The sequence below is a fragment of the Bacillus sp. BB51/4 genome (genome assembly GCF_008368845.1).
Lineage (GTDB): Bacteria > Bacillota > Bacilli > Bacillales > Bacillaceae_G > Bacillus_A > Bacillus_A wiedmannii.
Map to the genome: position 1 here is coordinate 65,868 of NZ_QOSC01000017.1, position 18,992 is coordinate 84,859.

Sequence of the window (18,992 nt, forward strand, 5' to 3'; positions counted from 1 at the left end):
CTAGCTTTCTATTACTCTTCTTCTGCATCGACGATAAAGTTCGGATCTAATTCTTCAAACTCATCATCATCGACTTGGAAATCCTCGTCTGATTCTACGCAACCTTCAGGATTTACACTTACACAAATTTTCGTTTCCCCAACTACTTCTGTTACAAATTCACGTTCTACAGTTACAACAATTTTATTACCATTTGGTGATACAAGAGCTTCTAAACAATTTGGTGGCTGAATGACACGAGCAATAATTTCTAAATCATCACCAGAAAAGTTTTTATCACGATACCCAATACTCACTTCATCAGTGTAGTTCACACGTTCTGTTACAACTTCTGTCTTTGTATTACCATCAAATGAATACCAAGTGTTCACATCATAGAAACCTTCAATTTCCACATGCTTTCCATTCTTTCTTGCTTCGTACGAGTGGTTAATTACCCAGCACCCTAAAATACTTGTTGGCTCATTATTCGATTCACATGTATGCGTTGACTTTGTATACTTACGTCCTTTTCCAACCACTGCTTTTGTAATAATCTCTCTAAATTCGGACATTCGTAACCCTCCTCAATCACTATTCACTTAATCATATGCGTGACAATAGCGGAATGTGTCATTCTTTTTTCGAGAAGAACTTACGTTTAACCCATTAAAAAAAGAGATGTCAATTCGACATCTCTTTAACAACCACAATTTCCTTTTTTACTTTCTACCGCTGCGCCCGTTTCACCCTTCAATACATCGCCATTAGTTGAAATTAATATTTCATCTGTTACGTTGTTAGAAATCGTACTTGCAACTAGCTGTAGTAAGTCATTTACATATGTTTGTGAAGATTTAAATTCTTGCACAACTGGGATACTATCCAACTTATCTTGCAATGCATCAATGTCAGCTTCTACTTTTTTCAAAGCTTCCCATTTCCCGTAATGCTGCAAGTTTACTGCTTGTTTTTGCAGTGCTTTAATTTCATCAATTGCGCGCTTTACATTTTCATTTTTATGAATTTGCGCCTCTGCTTTCTTAAAGAAATCAACTTCTTCTGTTTCAGAAATCATTTTTGCTAATTCTTTCGCTTGTTCAACAATTTCATCTTTCGAATATGCTTTCATCTATTATTCCACCTCAATCGGCTCTTCAACTAATTCCCCGTTAAGAGACCAAGTTTTTGCTTCCGTTACTTTTACTTTCACAAGCTGACCAATTAAAGATTTTGAAGCGACGAAGTTTACAAGTTTATTCGTACGAGTATAACCTGCGAGTACTTCTGGATTATTTTTACTTTCCCCATCAACTAACACTTCTACAATTTGACCTTTGTAACGATTATTCTTTTCAATTGCCAACGTATTTACTAGTGTATTTAAGCGTTGAAGACGTTCTTTTTTCACTTCCATCGGTACATTATCTTTCATTTTTGCAGCTGGTGTACCTTCGCGCGGAGAATAAATAAAGGTAAAGGCAGTATCAAATCCTACTTCACGATATAACGACATCGTTTCTTCAAATTGCTCATCTGTTTCATTCGGGAAACCAACGATAATATCAGTTGTGAATACTGCATTTGGAATTGCTTCTTTAATTTTTCTTACAAGTTCTAAATAATGCTCACGTGAATATTTGCGCGCCATAATTTTTAACATATCTGTGCTTCCAGATTGAACTGGTAAGTGAATATGTTCTACTAAGTTTCCACCTTTTCCAAGCACTTCAATTAAGTGATCATCGAAATCACGTGGATGGCTCGTTGTAAAACGAATACGGGCAATATCAACTTTACGGAGTTCGTCCATTAAATCGCCAAGACCGTATTCAAAATCTTCAAAGTCTTTACCATATGCATTTACGTTCTGGCCAAGTAATGTAATTTCTTTATAACCATTCGCAGCTAAATGACGAATTTCTTGGATAATGTCTTCTGGACGTCTGCTTCTCTCTTTTCCACGTGTATACGGCACGATACAATATGTACAGAACTTATCACAGCCATACATAATATTTACCCAAGCTTTAATATCACCACGGCGTACTTTCGGAAGGTTTTCAATTACATCCCCTTCTTTTGACCAAACTTCAACTACCGTCTCCTTCGAGAACATCGCATCTTTTAGAATATACGGCAATCTATGAATATTATGCGTTCCAAACACCATATCTACATGCTGATTTTTTTGCATAATTTTATTTACAACAGATTCTTCTTGAGACATACAACCACATACACCAATTAAAAGGTCCGGATTTCTTCTTTTTAATGACTTTAAATGACCTAATTCACCGAAAACTTTATTTTCAGCATTTTCACGAATTGCACAAGTATTTAATAAAACTACATCTGCATCTTCAGTTGAAAAGGTTGGCTCATATCCAAGTGCGGTGAAAATACCCGCCATTACTTCCGTATCATGCTCATTCATTTGACAACCATATGTACGAATATAGAACTTTCTTCCTGTACCAAAATTGCGAAATTCTTCAGGTAAGCCAAAATCCCGTTCAATTTTAACTTCTTCTTTCCCTCGTTTTTTCGCATCTTTTAAGGAAGGTGGTTGGTATACACTTTCAAAGTATTTACTATAATCTTTCTCTTCTTTTTTCGTAGAGGAATTTGCTTGTCGACTTGCTAATCGTTGTTGCTCGTTCATTGGTAATCTCCTTTCACCCTTAACTATACACACTCTATAGTCCATTTTAATGCGCTTTGACTCACCTCAAAAATGGTTAGATAGCTTGAGAGATAACTTGTCCTTTGAAACTTGAGTAATCAATCTAATCATTCATAAGAATGAAGTCTTCCCCACACAAATAGACATTCCCTTTTCATACTTCTTTTTGTCCTATCCAAAAGCATATTGCTTTATCCCTATAAACATTACCATAGTATGAAGCGTTGCGCCAATTTTAACAAGAAAGAGGCTCTGTCTGATCTTACATTTCATCAGCAATGAACTCGCCATTTTCATACAACGATTTATATATTATTTTACCATTCTGAATTTTCTAAGTAAATAAGACTATCCTATATTTTTTACTCATAAAAAAAGGTTACCAAATGGCAACCTCCTCTTCTTACATTACATAAATTCAGCTACGAGTTCATCAAACATTTTCTGATCCATATTTAAATCAGCTTGCACTAAAGGCTTCTCACTATAGCCTTTTACAAGTTCTTGGTACGAAGGTTGCGCTGTATTTTGATATATTAAACCTGTTACTAATCCGTTATTTTCCATTAACGTTTGCATAGCCATCATGCGATTAGATGGATCATATCCCTCTACTGTACTTAGTTTTGTTAAATTCTCTTTAAACCAATCGTAAGTATTTACTTTATTGTAAGTAACACATGGGCTGTATACGTTAATTAATGAAAATCCTTTATGGTTAATACCAGCTTCAATAATTTGTGTTAGTTCTTTTAAATCACTTGAAAAGCTTTGCGCCACAAATGTAGCACCAGCTGTTAAAGCCATTTCCATAACATTTAGTGACGGTTCAATTGAACCTTGTGGTGTGCTTTTCGTTTTAAATCCAGCTTCACTACGCGGTGAAGTTTGCCCTTTTGTTAATCCGTAAATTTGGTTATCCATTACGATGTACGTAATGTCGATGTTACGACGAATAGAATGGATTGTATGTCCCATACCAATCGCAAATCCATCACCGTCACCACCTGATGCGATAACTGTTAAATCACGATTTGCCATTTTCACACCTTGTGCAATTGGAAGGGCACGACCATGAATACTATGCACACCATATGAATTAATATAACCTGAAATACGACCTGAACAGCCGATACCGGAGATAACAGCAAGTTCATCTGGATTTAAACCAACGTTAGCTGCCGCACGTTGAATTGCAGCTTGCACCGAGAAGTCTCCGCAACCTGGGCACCAGTTTGGTTTTACGCTGTTACGAAAGTCCTTAAATGTTGCCATTTAATACAACCCCTTTTTTGCATTCGTTGTAAATCTCTTTCGGCAAGAATGGGTTCCCATCATATTTTAAAAGACTAGAAATTTTCTCACCGTTACCAAGATTCATTTTCATAATGTTAGCAAGCTGACCTGTTGCGTTGTTTTCTACCACTACAACACGCTTCGCATTTTTCACAAGTGGATCGATTTCAGCTGTTGGGAACGGGTGAACTAAACGTACATGAGCATGGTTTACTTTCATACCCTCTTGTTCTAAGCGCTCCATTGCCTCTTCGATTGCACCACGAGTTGAGTTAAACCCAACAAGCAATACGTCCGCATCTTTATGCTTAACATTTTTATAGACAGGGGTGTTAAACTTCAAGTTCTCCATTTTACGGAAACGTTTGTCCATTTGATCTTTACGGTTTATTGCTGATTCAGATGGTTTACCAGTTTCATCATGTTCTACACCTGTAACATGGTGAACACCATTTTTCATACCAGGTAAAACACGTGGTGAAACGCCATCTTCGGTTACTTCATAACGCTTGAAGTATGCTTTATTTTCACGTTCTGGTAATTCCGCTTCTAAATCAAGCTTGCCGCGACGAATTTCCACTTTATCTAACGTAAGCGGTTCTACAGTTTGTTTTCCTAGAGAAAGCTGTAAATCCGTTAAGAAAATAACAGGTACTTGATATTCTTCAGCTAGGTTAAATGCTTCTACAATATCATAGAAAGCTTCTTCAACTGTACTTGGCGCCATTACGATTTTTGGAATCTCACCGTGCGTACCGTAAATCATCGCCATTAAATCCGACTGCTCTTGTTTCGTTGGTAATCCTGTACTTGGACCACCACGTTGTGTATCAACAATTACTAATGGTGTTTCTGTAATCCCCGCTAAACCAATCGCTTCCATCATTAAAGATAGACCTGGACCAGCAGATGCAGTTAATGTACGAACACCAGCATAGTTTGCACCGATTGCCATTGTACAAGCTGCAATTTCATCCTCAGTTTGGATTACTGTTCCGCCAACTTTTGGTAATTTTTTAATTAAGTATTCCATAATTTCAGATGCAGGTGTAATTGGATATGCAGACATAAAGCGAGCACCACCAGCTACCGCACCAAATGCGATTGCATCGTTTCCAATCATAAACATGCGTTTCTTACCATCAGCTTTTTCAAGCTGCATCATGTTAACTTTCTCACCTAACAACTCTTTCATATATTGAGAGCCACGTTTAATTGCGTCCATATTCTTTTGAACGACTTGCTCTCCTTTACGACCAAAGATCTCTTCAACAACATTTAAATAAGCTGTTTCATCTAATCCTAATACCGCACTTGATGCCCCAACAGCAACCATGTTTTTCATTAATGATGTACCTAATTCTGAAGCAATATCTGTAAACGGTATCACATATAGATTTACATCTGTATTATCAGGTATTGTTGGATTAAATTTCGCATCCGCAACTACAATTCCACCTGGACGTAGTTCGTGGAAGTTAAAATCAATTGTTTCTTGATCAAAAGCAATTAAAATATCTAAATCATCTGAGATCGCGCGTACTTCTGTTGTACTTACACGAATTTTATTATTTGTATGGCCGCCTTTAATACGTGATGAGAAGTGGCGGTAACCGTATAGGTAATATCCTAATCGGTTTAATGCAATACAGAAGATTTCTCCTGTACTTTCAATTCCTTCACCTTGTTGGCCTCCAACTTTCCATGAAAGTTGACTAATCATCTCCTACACCCCTTTTGGCTGCATTCATTGTAGTGTATTTTTTTACAGTAATAGTTTAGCATTTTTTATACAAATAAACTACAACGGACGCAAATTATGCCTCTTCTGATTTCCCTGAATCTTTAGTATAAAGCTATTTTGTTTTTCATTCTAGTATTAGGTCTTAAAAAAAGCAATAATATCAAATGAATTAATTCTAATTTTTCTGGATTTTTAAAACGAAAATCTTAAAAGCTTATATGTTCAACAAAATTATCATATAAAAATCGCTCTACAGTAGATGCAGCATAGTGTTTACAAAGCTCATTAATTACATTTTCATATTCTCCATACGCTGATACATTTACAACTGTTTCTAATATCCCATCAAAATCCGAACCAAACCCTATATTGTTCTCTCCACCTAATGAACAAATATATTCGATATGTTTTACTATATCTGCTATATTCGCTTGTTTTTCACTTATTAGAAACTGTGGTACGAAAGTAACACCGATCATGCTATTTCGCTTTATAAGAGCTCTAAGTTGTTCATCGTTTAAATTACGTGGGTGCTGACAAAGTTTCGTACAATTTGAATGGGAGGCAATAGGATTTTTTGCAATTTCTATCACATCCCAAAAGCTTCTTTCATTCAGATGCGACACATCGGTCCATACATGTAACGTATTAAGTTCTTGTACAACATGTTTACCAAAGGTCGTTAAACCCGCCCCACGTGTCTCTAGCGCACCATCAGCTAATAAATTGGCATAATTCCATGTTAGTCCAAAAGAACGTACTCCTAGACGATAAAACAACCGTAATTTCATTGCATCTTTTCCAATTGCTTCGCATCCTTCTAGTGTTAATATCGCTCCAATCTCGTCCTGTTTTAACATGTTAATATCATCTTTTGTCTGAATAAACTTTACACCCGGTAATGATAAAATTTCATTATAAAAAATATCTACCATTTGTAATGCCACTTCAAATCGTTTTTCATATAGCACCGTTTCTGGCACATATATAGCAAAACATTGTATACTTCCTTTTCTTTTCTTTAACTGTTCAAATGTAATATGTAATTGCGGATCGTTTTTAAAATCCTTTTTCCCCTGTGCACTCCATAATCGAAAGAGTACATCACAATGAGCATCAAAAATTTTCATTTCCATTCCTCCATTATAAAAACAACCTGTTTGCATACTGCAAACAGGTTGTTTAAACTTAACGAGGTTCTACAATTAATTTTATTGCTGTACGCTCTTCCCCATCAATCATAATATCTGTGAACGCTGGGATACAAATCAGGTCTAAACCACTAGGCGCTACAAATCCTCTTGCAATTGCTACTGCCTTTACCGCTTGGTTCAATGCACCTGCACCAATGGCTTGAATTTCTGCTGTTCCGCGTTCGCGAATAACACCTGCAAGTGCACCAGCTACAGAATTAGGGACCGACGTTGCTTTAACTTTTAATATTTCCATTCCGCGTTTCCTCCTCGTTTCTATAAAAAGTATTAGCAATTATTTCACTTTAACTTATATTCACGAGGAATGACGCGTATTCCTGCTAAATTTCTGTAATTTTTCTAAAAAATTAAAAAATAATAACTTTTCTAAATCTTATCCAGAAATTACTCAAAAAATGGCTGATCATCATTAATTAAGATACGCTGGATTTTCTTAGCTTTTCCTGTATTAGGATCCACATCAACTAGCACTGCACTTAATTGTGTTCTACCACTTGTCACTTCAAATCGTACTGGTAAGTTTGTTAAAAACTTCTTCAATACCGCTTCTCGATCCATACCTAAAATCCCATCGTAAGGACCTGTCATACCAACATCTGTGATATATGCAGTTCCGCTTGGTAAAATACGATTATCTGCTGTAGGAACATGTGTATGTGTACCCACTACTGCTGTAGCACGACCATCTACATACCAACCTAACGCTTGTTTTTCACTTGTAGTTTCCGCATGAAAATCAATAAAGATAATATTCGTACGTTTTTTTGCAATGTTAATTAATTCATCCACTTTACGGAATGGACAATCAATTGGAGGAAGGAATGTACGTCCTTGTAAGTTAATAACTGCAACTTCTGTTCCATTGCAGTTCACAAAGATAAGTCCTTTTCCTGGAGTTCCTTCTGGGAAGTTAGCTGGTCTTGCAAGATATTTTGCGTCATCAATAAATTCAAATACTTCACGGTTATCCCAAGCGTGGTTTCCAAGTGTAACCGCTTGTGCCCCGCATTCTAAAAAGTTTCGATATATTTTTTCCGTAATTCCACGTCCACCTGCTGCATTTTCTCCATTAATAATGGTTACTGTAGGTGTATATTTCTTCTTTAATGCCGGTACGTATTGTTGAATCATACCTCTACCAGGAGATCCTACTACATCCCCAACAAATAATATTCTCATATGTCTTACCCTTCCTATGTACTACATTTTTTATTACTATAGCTTCAAGTGATTTCCTTACAATATATTTATTATAAGTTTGTTTCACTTGTATACTAATTCCCTTTATTTTAACCAATTCCAACACAAAAAAATAAAGTGGTGTTTCACCACTTTATTTTGCGTATTCCACTGCACGTGTTTCACGAATAACAGTTACTTTAATATGTCCTGGGTAATCCAGTTCATTTTCAATACGTTTTCGAATATCACGAGCTAAACGATGAGCTTCTAAATCATCAATTGTATCTGGTTTTACCAGAATACGAACTTCTCGTCCTGCTTGAATTGCGAAAGATTTTTCTACGCCTTCATAAGACTCTGAAATCTCTTCTAACTTTTCAAGACGACGAATATAGTTCTCAAGTGTTTCACTACGAGCTCCAGGTCTTGCAGCTGATAATGCATCTGCTGCTGCAACTAAAACTGCAATGATAGAAGTTGGTTCTGTGTCCCCATGGTGAGATGCAATACTGTTTATAACTACAGGATGCTCTTTATACTTCGTTGCGAGTTCGACACCAATTTCAACGTGGCTACCTTCTACTTCATGATCAATTGCTTTACCGATATCATGTAATAGACCAGCACGTCTTGCTAGTTTTTCATCCTCACCAAGCTCCGCTGCCATAAGTCCAGTTAAATATGCAACTTCCATAGAGTGTTTTAAGACGTTTTGTCCGTAACTTGTACGGTATTTTAAACGACCTAAAATCTTAATTAAATCTGGATGTAATCCGTGAACACCCACTTCAAACGTTGTTTGCTCTCCGACTTCGCGAATATACTCGTCCACTTCACGTCTTGATTTTTCGACCATCTCTTCAATACGCGCTGGATGAATACGTCCGTCCTGTACTAGTTTATCAAGAGCGATACGAGCTGTTTCACGACGAATTGGGTCGAATCCAGAAAGGATAACCGCTTCTGGTGTATCATCGATAATAAGGTCAATACCTGTTAACGTTTCTAACGTACGAATATTTCGACCTTCACGTCCGATAATACGTCCCTTCATTTCGTCATTTGGAAGATTTACAACCGAAACGGTTGTTTCAGCAACATGATCAGCTGCACATCTTTGCATTGCAAGAGATAAGATTTCTTTTGCTTTCTTATCCGCTTCTTCTTTCGCACGAACTTCACTTTCTTTTACCATTACGGCAATTTCATGAGAAACTTCACTTTCTACTTTACCAAGAATAATTGCTTTCGCTTGTTCGCGTGTCAGATTGGAAATGCGCTCTAATTCTGTTTGTTGCTTTTGAACTAACTCTCCCACTTTGCTTTCCAACTCTTCAATCTGTTGTTGTCTCGCTACAAGAGAATCCTCTTTCTTTTCTAACTGTCGCTCGCGTTTATCGAGCGTTTCGTCTTTACGATCAAGGTTCTCTTCTTTTTGCATTAAACGATTTTCTTGTTTTTGTAATTCGCTTCTACGGTCACGAATTTCTAATTCAGCTTCTGTACGAAGTGTATGAATTTCATCCTTTGCTTCTAAAAGCGCTTCTTTCTTAAGTGCTTCAGCCTCACGATTCGCTTCGTCTATAATACGTTTCGCTTCATTAGCTGCACCATTAATCTTCGCTTCAGCAATAGACTTTCGAACAAAAAAGCCAACAACTGCACCGACTGTTGCAAGCAAAATGGAGATGAGTATCCAAACTGTAGTACTACTCATGATTTCACCTCCCCTTGCTATGAATGAAAAAAGACTGTCGGCATGTACATTGAATACCAACATACAGCAAAGACCGTCGCCCCACTTTTTTAAGGGACTTTCTTCATTTCACAATTAAAATGTCATATTATTATTTCGGCAAGATTTAAGTCTTACTCCGAATATTACTTCTCTTCTTGAGAAGAGTGTTTCGTATATAAGAAAAAATATACATTCTCATTGTATCTATCGCAATTTTCATTGTCAAGCGTTGTCTACTTTTACTTTCTTTACCTTCAGCCCTAATTCATATATGAATTTAAAAAGCAGACAGCATATTATCCTGGAAAACCTTAGTAAATTCCAGTTTATGCATACAAAACATGCATATATCCCTCTTTATACATAGCCTTTTAGTTAAATTAAATATTTTATTTCCAACGATATACAACGCTTTCATAATAATTAAAAATAAAAGACACGGGACCGTGTCTTTTATTTTTAATCTTGAAGATTTGAATCTTCCGTGTCTTCCACACCAGAGTCTTCACCAATTCCGTGATGATCACGAACAAAGAAGGCAATTTCCTCTCTTAAATCCGTATTCTCTTTTAAGAATTGCTTCGAATTTTCACGACCTTGTCCTAAACGCTCTTCATTATAAGAGTACCAAGCACCACTCTTTTGAACGATATCAAGTTCAGAAGCCATATCTAAGATTTCACCTTCTCTTGAAATACCTTCTCCGTACATAATATCAACTTCAGCAACACGGAATGGTGGTGCTACTTTATTTTTAACTACTTTTACTTTCGTTTTATTACCAACAATGTCATTACCTTGCTTTAATTGCTCCGCACGACGTACTTCAAGACGAACTGTTGAATAGAATTTCAACGCACGACCACCTGGAGTTGTTTCTGGATTCCCGAACATAACCCCAACTTTTTCACGAATTTGGTTAATAAAGATTGCGATTGTTTTTGATTTATTGATTGCACCTGACAGCTTACGAAGTGCTTGAGACATTAAACGAGCTTGTAGACCTACGTGTGAGTCACCCATGTCTCCTTCAATCTCAGCTTTCGGTACAAGAGCTGCTACAGAGTCAATTACGATAATATCAACCGCGCCACTTCGTACAAGTGCTTCTGCGATTTCTAGTCCTTGCTCCCCTGTATCAGGTTGTGATAATAGTAATTCATCTATGTTAACGCCTAATTTTTGTGCATATACAGGATCCATTGCATGCTCCGCATCAATAAACGCTGCTTGTCCACCTTGACGCTGTACTTCCGCGATTGCGTGTAATGAAACTGTTGTTTTACCTGAACTTTCTGGTCCATAAATTTCGATAATACGACCACGTGGGTAGCCGCCTACCCCTAATGCCACATCAAGTGCTAAAGAACCACTTGAAATTGTAGAAATTCTACGCTCCGCTTGTTCTCCTAATTTCATAATTGAACCTTTACCGAATTGCTTCTCTATTTGTTTTAACGCCATATCTAACGCCGCTTGACGATCACTCATTCAAAATTCCTCCTTAACTGAATTGCTAATCTTATTATACCTATTTTCAATTCAATTTGCCAACAAAATCGAACATTTATTCGATTTTTTTATTTTCCATTAAATAAAAATGAGTTTAACCATAAAAAAAGCTAGAAGAAACTTATATCTCTTCTAGCTTTTTATATAAATGATAAAATCCATATTTCACCGAACGTTCCCTAATTTGTTGACGACTTCCACTTAAAATAAGAGGAAAGACTACAGTTGGTTTATCCTTAATCGCCAATCCAACGAATACTGTTCCCGGCTCTTTATGTTCTGAAGCATCCGGTCCTGCTACCCCAGTGAAACTAATTCCGATATCCGCTTTTAATAAGCCCTTAACATTTTCAGCAAGATAACGAGCACATTCTTTACTAACTGCACCATCAGTAGACAACACTTCCGCAGGTACATGTAAAACATGTTGCTTCACATCATTATGATAACAAATGACACCGCCTTTAAATACTGAAGACACACCAGCACTTTCTGTTACTTGATTACCAAAGAGACCACCGGTTAAACTTTCTGCACACGCTAAAGTTAATCCTTTTTTCTTCAATAACTCTATCGCCTTATCATGCAGAAACTCTTGATCATACCCGTAGAAAAATTTTCCTACTCTTTCTAAAATCAAATCTTCCATATGCTGAATTCGTTTCGCAGCTTCATCAGCATTTTGATGTTTGGCAGTTAAACGTAGTGTCACTTCTCCATCATTCGCAAGGGGGGCGATTGTCGGGTTCGTTTGTCCATCAATTAAATCTTGAACTTTCACTTCTAATTGAGATTCCCCAATCCCGAAAAAGCGAAGCACACGAGAATAAATGTTTTCTCCTGTTGTAAAGTTACGTAAAAAAGGCTCTACATAACTTATATACATCGGCTTCATCTCTTTCGGTGGTCCTGGTAATAAAATATAAACTTTCCTGTTCTTATTTAGCCCCATACCAGGTGCCATGCCGTGATCATTCGCAAATACAGTTGCTCCATTCAAAACGAGCGCTTGCTTTTTATTATTCTCTGTGAACTCCCGACCTGTACGCTTAAAGTACTCGCTTATCGATGCTAATGCCTTTTCATCATATACAAGCTCTTCACCCAACCTAGAAGATATCGTTTCTTTCGTCAAATCATCTTTTGTCGGGCCTAATCCACCTGTAAAAATAAGTATGTCAGCACGTTCTTCCGCAACTTCAATCGCCTGCTGTAATCGCTTGTTATTATCTCCAACTACAGTATGGTAGTACACATTAATTCCGATTGAAGCTAACTTTTCAGATAAAAACTGGGCATTTGTATTTGCAATTTGTCCAAGTAATAATTCAGTTCCAACCGCAATAATTTCAGCATTCATCCCAATTCCCCCATAAACTTCTATTTTGAGTTTACAAAAGCAGCTCTATTTTTCCAGAAATAATCCCACCCTGAAATAACAGTAAAGATTAATGCAATCCATATGAAAATATCAGCAACTGGGATATGGATTAAATTTAAAGGTACATCGTGTAATAAATACGCCGCAATTGCAATAATTTGTGTCCACGTCTTAATTTTCCCTAACTGATTTGCTGCCACTACTTCTCCTGTTCCAGCAAGTACAAGGCGTAAACCAGTTACTGCAAACTCACGGCTGATAATTACAATAACGATCCAAGCAGGTACGTATTGCATCTCAACTAATGTAATAAGCGCTGCTGAAACAAGTAATTTATCAGCTAACGGGTCAAGAAACTTCCCTAAATTCGTTACAAGATTATACTTTCTTGCGTAATGTCCATCAATCCAATCTGTAGCCGAAGCAATAATAAAGATAAGTGCCCCTACTAAATGTTGAATTGGTAAATCAACATCACCAATTGTGTATGAACCCCATTCAAAGGGCGCTAACATAATTACCATAAAAATTGGAATTAAGAAGATTCTAGATATTGTAATTTTATTTGGTAAATTCACAGCTATTCCTCCATCATATCAAAAACATTTGTTCATTGAAAAAAGTCATCGAGGCGATGACTATTATTGTGCTGGTTGCCCTATCCCTTGGTTTTTTATCACCAATCTTTGGTGAAGTTCTTTTTCTGGATCCAATGGATAAGCGACCACTTGGCCATTCAGTTTAACTTCAACATTCGTTGCATTCCCAATATTAAGTCGCACTTCTTTTAATGTTGATACATCACGTTTTTCTATTTGGCCCTCTTGTACTGTAGCGTTTAGAATCACATTCCCCGCATCATCTTTAACATCTACATAGCTCGCACCTTTACCCGATATTTCCAGTTCTAATGTTTTATTGTTATGAATTTCCAAAGTAGATACTTTACCAGTTGTACCAACTACTTTTACTTCTTCTTGTCCCGTTGGTTGTGCCGGTTGTTCCTCTTTCTTTGGCTCTTCTTTCTTTGGTTCCTCTTTTTTCGGCTCTTCCGCTTTCACTTCATCTTTCTTCGTATCTAACGGAGAGTTTTCTGCTTTTTTAACTTCAATTTTCTCACTTTGAGCATTCGGAACTTTCTCATCACCTTTTCCAGTTAACGCTTGGAAAACAAACCAAATTACCACTCCAAATGCAATTACTAATAGCGCAACTAAAACTTTCGGCATATGATCTGCAATTGGCCATGATGAAGATTTTTGCATTGTTTCTTGTGTTTTCTGTCCTGTTGATACTTGTGGAACGTCGCGTTTTTCAGATTGTGGTATCGTACTCTGATATTCTACAAGCAGTTCCTCTCCATTTAACCCAACCGCATCTGCGTATTGTTTAATGAATGCACGCGCATAAAAAGCTCCTGGCAATACATCATAATTGCCTTCCTCAATCGCTACTAAATGGCGTTTTTGAATTTTTGTAATCTCATGCAGCTGATCCATAGACAAGCCCTTCGTTCCTCTTGCTTCTTTCAGCTTTTGTCCTAATTCTGTCACTACTAACACCTCAATATTTCTTTAAAAGTCAAACATAGAGAAATTATTTTGCGTACCTTGCTCAATTTCATCTACTAAATTATATTGAATTTCTTCATCATAATCGTTACGCAACTCGATAATATAATCAAAATCATCCAATGTGTATTCTGACTGACTCACAAATACGTCAGGATGTTCCACAACTTTCGTTGCAGGTAATCTCATAATTTCACGAACAAGCTGCCAATGCCTTTCGTTAGCACGCTTTGTTGACACGATTCCATCTAAGATAAAAATATTGTCGTCGCTATACTCATCTTCAATCAATTGACTACGAACAGTTTGCTTAATAAGAGTAGATGATACAAATAACCATCTTTTATTTGCACAAACACTTGCGGCAACAATGGATTCTGTTTTTCCGACACGAGGCATTCCTCGTATCCCGATTAGTTTATGACCTTCTTTTTTCATTATTTCAGCCATAAAGTCTACAAGTAACCCTAATTCATCACGTACAAATCGAAATGTTTTCTTATCATCTGCATCTCGTTGTATGTACCTACCATGTCTAACCGCTAGCTTATCTCTTAGCTTTGGCGGACGATATTTCGTTACCGTTATGTTATCCATCGTATTTAAAATTGATTCAAGTCTAGAGATTTGCTCTTGATTATCACACATAAGGAGTAATCCACGTCGTGCATTATCTACACCATTAATTGTGACAATATTAATGCCGAGCATACCGATTAACGAAGAAACGTCACCAAGCAAGCCAGGTCGGTTTTTATGTATTTCATATTCAAAATACCATTCAATCATCCAAGATCACTCCCCTTGCTTACTTTACACCTACGTACTATATTATATGATTTCACCTTAATAGGGAAGCTAAATGTATAATCTATCCCGTTCAATTATTATACAAAAAAAATAGAGAGGAGATTCTCCTCTCTATTTTTTACTTATGCTGTACAAACTTCACCATTAAGTTTGCGATTGTATGTTGCTCTTGTTCATCAGCAACTTTCCAAAGCTCAGACAATAATTTCTCTTGATCGTTGCGCGCTTCTACTTCATTTGCTAAATAATCTCCAACACGAAATGCCATATCTGATACAGCACCACCATCAAGACCTTTTCCTGATGCCTGTTCTAAACGTTCTCCTAAAAAGCTCTTCCATTGATCAAAATTATCTAAAACTGACATGTGTAAGCACCTCACTACTTAGTAATAGAATCATGCTTAATTTGTACAGTTTTTCATTTTTTATGTAAGAAATTTTTAGCAATGCCAACCACCATTTACTCCGATAATTTGTCCAGTTATGTAAGATGCTCCTGGTGATACGAGGAATGACACTGTTTTCGCTACCTCTTCTGGTAGTCCCAACCTACCTAACGGGATCTCTTCAGCAATTTCATTTTTATCCTCTTCTGAAAATACTTGTAACATTTCCGTTTCAATTGCACCTGGCGCCACCGCGTTAACCCTTAATCCACTTAATGAAACTTCTTTCGCTAAAGCTTTCACATATGAATTTTGTGCACCTTTTACCATCGAGTAAAGCACTTCACATGATGCGCCGATTTGGCCCCATATAGAAGAAACAAGTACAATATTACCACTTCTCCGCTGAATCATAGATGGCAGCGCCCTTGATAATAATTTATAGATACTCTTCACTTGAAGTTCTACCATATAATTCAATTCATCGTTCGTTACATCTGTTACGAGTCCAAAGATACTCTTCCCAGCTGCATATACGATAACATCAAGAGGATGTTCAATTTGTTCCCACAACTGCTCTGCCCCATCAGTAGAAGCTAAATTCGCTTGAACAGGAATCACTTCACCCCATTCTTTCTGCAACTCGTTCACTTTCTCTGCACTGTTATTATAATGAACATATACTGTATATCCATCTTGAATTAATTGTTTTGAAATAGCAGAGCCAATCCCTCCGCTTCCTCCAGTTACTAATGCATACTTTTTCATACAATTCCTCTCTTATCTCAACAAAATCTTTCTCCTATAAATAATACCCTCATCTTACAATTTATCAATGATAAGATGAGGGTATTATTATGAAACCTTTTATTTTTTCGGTAAAACTTGACAAACACTCATTTTCTCTTCTGATAATAATAATTTGGCTACTTCTTGTAAATCTTGAACAGTTAAACTTTCTAATACAGTCAATGCCTCAAACAGACTAGATTCATTAAACGCATATCGTGTAAATTGATTTGCAATATATTCCGGCGAATTCAACGAGCGTAAAAAGCCACCTATTTTCTTTTTCTTTACTCGTTCTAATGCCACCTCATCTAATTGATCATAATTTGTATTTAGTAAAATGCTTTTCAAACGCTCTTCCAGCTCATCAGGTTGCTTCGTATCGCCGCCAACCATTGCAAAACCGAAGTTATTTTCTTCCGTATAATCATACGAGAACGAATCATCAATAAGACCTTCATTATATAAAGATTCGTAATGAACGGAGCTTTTCCCAAATAAATAATCTAAAAGTAACGTAAGCGCAATTTCTTGTTTTAAAAGGGCTTTCCCTTTTTCTTTTAAATTTGTCGCTTTAATACCAACTAAACATTTCGGTGTTTGTACAGGCATGGAAATAATTTTCTTCTTTTCATTTACCTCATCTGGTTCTTCCTCAAATGAACGTACAATTTCTGGCTTGTTTTTATAATCTTTTTTCGCTTGATTTTCACGTACTAAATCCATTGTTTTCTCTGGATCAATTGCCCCCACAACGAACAATAACATATTGCTCGGATGATAAAATGTTTCATAGCATTCATATAATAAGTCTTTCGTAATTTTACTAATAGACTCGATTGTCCCTGCAATATCAATTTTAATTGGGTGCTTTACAAACAAGCTATCAATTAATCCAAAGTATAAGCGCCAATCTGGATTATCTTGATACATTTGAATTTCTTGCCCAATAATTCCCTTCTCTTTTTCAACTGTTTTTTCAGAGAAGTAAGGCTCTTGTACGAAGTTTAACAATGTATTTAAATTTTGTTCTACATTTGATGTACATGAAAACAGGTAAGCTGTTCTTGTGAAAGATGTGAAAGCATTTGCTGATGCCCCTTGTTTACTAAACAATTGGAAAGCATCGTGATCTTCTTTTTCAAATAATTTATGCTCAAGAAAATGAGCAATTCCATCAGGCACACGAATCATTTCTTCTTTACCTAGTGGTACGAATGTATTATCCATAGAACCATATTTTGTCGTAAACGTTGCAAATGTTTTATTAAATCCTTGCTTCGGTAAAATATATACATCTAATCCATTAGGAAGTTTTTCATAATAGAGTGTCTCTTTTAATTGCTCATAAACAATTTTCTCCATTTATTCTCCCTCCGTTCCATGTAAAAAGTAAATTGTATCTAGTTCAATATTTTTAGCAACTTTCACAATCTCTTCTTTCGTCACACTTTCAATACCTGAAAGCCATTCTTCAACCGGACGCGTACGGTCTGAAATAATACCATGATACAGCATTTCCACAAATCCGCGCGGTGTATCAATCGCTTCTAATATTTGATTTTGAATGACACTTTTCGTTTGATGCATCTCTTCTTCAGAAAAATCACCATTTTGCATCGCCAACATTTGTTCTTTAATAATCTCAACAGCTTTTTCATAATTTTTCGCTTCGATCCCTGACATGACAAACAATAAGCCTTTATGACTTTCAAAGCGGGATGCCGCATAGTACGCTAAACTATTTTTTTCACGAACGTTAACGAATAACTTCGAATGAGAAAATCCTCCAAACAATCCATTGAACAATTGTAGTGCAAAATAATCTTCGTCTTTATACGTAATAAACGTACGATAACCAATGTGTAATTTACTTTGTTTTAATTCTTGTTTTTCAACAACTTCTTTTTCTTCATTATTTCTCTTATGAAGAAGTACATTTCTCTCTCTCACAGGACGTGCTGAAATAGAAAAATACTTACTTACAAGATCCACTGCGTTTTCTGAAATATCACCAATAATGTATAGATCCATTTCATCTTCCGCTAACACTTTTTGATAATATTGATATAAACTTTCATTTGTAATAGATGCAACACTCTCTTTTTTTCCATTTGCACTTAATCGATACGGTTCTACTTTGCACATTTCTTCAATTAAACGCTCGTTTGCATAGCGCATTTTATCATCATACGTAGCTTCAATTCGTTGCAAGAGCGCTCTCTTTTCACTTTCTACGATAGAAGGTAAAAAACCATCCCCCTCTGTTGCTGGATGTAAAACGATATCCGATAACATAGAAAGTACTTTTTCAAATAGCGGTGGTGCATCATGTAAATATACTTCATTTGCAATGTCTACATAAATAGAGATAATATGGTCTTCTCCTTTTTTACTTACATCTACTGCCAAAGAAGATCCGTATAATTCTTCTAAATATTGACGAAGACGAATTACAGAAGGAAGCTTTTCTGTCGCACTTTGCAATACGTATGGCAATAGGGCACGCTCTGTCACCGTCTCTTCATTTAAAGGTGCTTTAAAACGAAATACAAAAGTATTTGTTTTATATTTATCAGTCGGGATAATATGTACTCGCAAACCACCTAACTCATGTAACTGTTGTTCCATTAGTTTCATTTATAGCCCTCCTTTACGTATATAGGAATATTCCTCTTCAATATACAGTTTTTAGAAATAAA

Annotated in this window: 18 protein-coding genes; all 18 read right to left on the reverse strand. The window is 36.3% G+C overall.

The window, feature by feature from the left end; genetic code table 11:
* Nucleotides 1-11 precede the first annotated feature (11 nt).
* The 18 genes from cotE to yfmF all read right to left on the reverse strand — a co-directional run bounded on the left by cotE (nt 12) and on the right by yfmF (nt 18,930).
* Entirely contained in the window at nt 12-554 is a 543-nt protein-coding gene (gene cotE / locus DN392_RS23235) for an outer spore coat protein CotE (RefSeq protein ID WP_001288802.1), read from the reverse strand.
* 125 nt (nt 555-679) lie between these two features.
* Nucleotides 680-1,111, reverse strand: coding sequence for a YlbF/YmcA family competence regulator (locus DN392_RS23240; RefSeq protein WP_000649386.1), 432 nt, complete (start codon nt 1,109-1,111; stop codon nt 680-682).
* Nucleotides 1,112-1,114: 3 nt separating this feature from the next.
* Nucleotides 1,115-2,644: a tRNA (N6-isopentenyl adenosine(37)-C2)-methylthiotransferase MiaB gene (gene miaB, locus DN392_RS23245; protein ID WP_001005405.1), complete on the reverse strand. Its 1,530-nt coding sequence runs from the start codon at nt 2,642-2,644 to the stop codon at nt 1,115-1,117.
* A 429-nt stretch (nt 2,645-3,073) separates the two neighbouring features.
* The gene (locus DN392_RS23250) at nt 3,074-3,940 is read right to left on the reverse strand and encodes a 2-oxoacid:ferredoxin oxidoreductase subunit beta (RefSeq protein ID WP_000190158.1); all 867 of its coding nucleotides are present in this window, start codon (nt 3,938-3,940) and stop codon (nt 3,074-3,076) included.
* Nucleotides 3,927-5,684, reverse strand: coding sequence for a 2-oxoacid:acceptor oxidoreductase subunit alpha (locus tag DN392_RS23255; RefSeq protein ID WP_000625433.1), 1,758 nt, complete (start codon nt 5,682-5,684; stop codon nt 3,927-3,929). Before DN392_RS23255 ends, DN392_RS23250 begins: the two co-directional genes overlap by 14 nt.
* A 227-nt stretch (nt 5,685-5,911) precedes the next feature.
* On the reverse strand, nt 5,912-6,835 hold the full coding sequence (locus DN392_RS23260) for a dipeptidase (RefSeq protein ID WP_000688022.1): 924 nt from the start codon (nt 6,833-6,835) through the stop codon (nt 5,912-5,914).
* A 58-nt stretch (nt 6,836-6,893) separates the two neighbouring features.
* Nucleotides 6,894-7,154 carry a stage V sporulation protein SpoVS gene (gene spoVS, locus DN392_RS23265; RefSeq protein WP_000404341.1) on the reverse strand — a complete coding sequence of 87 codons (261 nt, stop codon included), beginning with the start codon at nt 7,152-7,154 and terminating at the stop codon, nt 6,894-6,896.
* Nucleotides 7,155-7,303: 149 nt separating this feature from the next.
* Nucleotides 7,304-8,098, reverse strand: a complete 795-nt coding sequence (locus tag DN392_RS23270) for a TIGR00282 family metallophosphoesterase (RefSeq protein ID WP_001221093.1) — start codon at nt 8,096-8,098, stop codon at nt 7,304-7,306.
* A gap of 154 nt (nt 8,099-8,252) precedes the next feature.
* Nucleotides 8,253-9,818, reverse strand: a complete 1,566-nt coding sequence (gene rny / locus DN392_RS23275; protein WP_000099731.1) for a ribonuclease Y — start codon at nt 9,816-9,818, stop codon at nt 8,253-8,255.
* A gap of 480 nt (nt 9,819-10,298) precedes the next feature.
* On the reverse strand, nt 10,299-11,330 hold the full coding sequence (gene recA, locus DN392_RS23280; protein ID WP_048563306.1) for a recombinase RecA: 1,032 nt from the start codon (nt 11,328-11,330) through the stop codon (nt 10,299-10,301).
* A gap of 142 nt (nt 11,331-11,472) precedes the next feature.
* On the reverse strand, nt 11,473-12,711 hold the full coding sequence (gene cinA / locus DN392_RS23285) for a competence/damage-inducible protein CinA (RefSeq protein WP_048565642.1): 1,239 nt from the start codon (nt 12,709-12,711) through the stop codon (nt 11,473-11,475).
* 20 nt (nt 12,712-12,731) lie between these two features.
* Complete coding sequence (pgsA, locus tag DN392_RS23290; protein WP_001052976.1) at nt 12,732-13,310, reverse strand: CDP-diacylglycerol--glycerol-3-phosphate 3-phosphatidyltransferase; 579 nt, start codon at nt 13,308-13,310, stop codon at nt 12,732-12,734.
* A 63-nt stretch (nt 13,311-13,373) separates the two neighbouring features.
* Entirely contained in the window at nt 13,374-14,285 is a 912-nt protein-coding gene (locus DN392_RS23295; protein ID WP_000137490.1) for a helix-turn-helix domain-containing protein, read from the reverse strand.
* A gap of 21 nt (nt 14,286-14,306) precedes the next feature.
* On the reverse strand, nt 14,307-15,092 hold the full coding sequence (locus tag DN392_RS23300) for a DUF3388 domain-containing protein (protein ID WP_000574107.1): 786 nt from the start codon (nt 15,090-15,092) through the stop codon (nt 14,307-14,309).
* Nucleotides 15,093-15,231: 139 nt separating this feature from the next.
* A complete protein-coding gene (locus DN392_RS23305) occupies nt 15,232-15,480 on the reverse strand; it encodes a DUF3243 domain-containing protein (protein WP_000114455.1) in 249 nt (82 codons plus the stop codon).
* A 75-nt stretch (nt 15,481-15,555) separates the two neighbouring features.
* On the reverse strand, nt 15,556-16,269 hold the full coding sequence (ymfI, locus tag DN392_RS23310; protein ID WP_000759596.1) for an elongation factor P 5-aminopentanone reductase: 714 nt from the start codon (nt 16,267-16,269) through the stop codon (nt 15,556-15,558).
* A gap of 99 nt (nt 16,270-16,368) precedes the next feature.
* Nucleotides 16,369-17,655: an EF-P 5-aminopentanol modification-associated protein YfmH gene (gene yfmH / locus DN392_RS23315; protein WP_064472412.1), complete on the reverse strand. Its 1,287-nt coding sequence runs from the start codon at nt 17,653-17,655 to the stop codon at nt 16,369-16,371.
* Complete coding sequence (gene yfmF, locus DN392_RS23320) at nt 17,656-18,930, reverse strand: EF-P 5-aminopentanol modification-associated protein YfmF (protein WP_000772422.1); 1,275 nt, start codon at nt 18,928-18,930, stop codon at nt 17,656-17,658.
* Nucleotides 18,931-18,992: the final 62 nt, after the last annotated feature.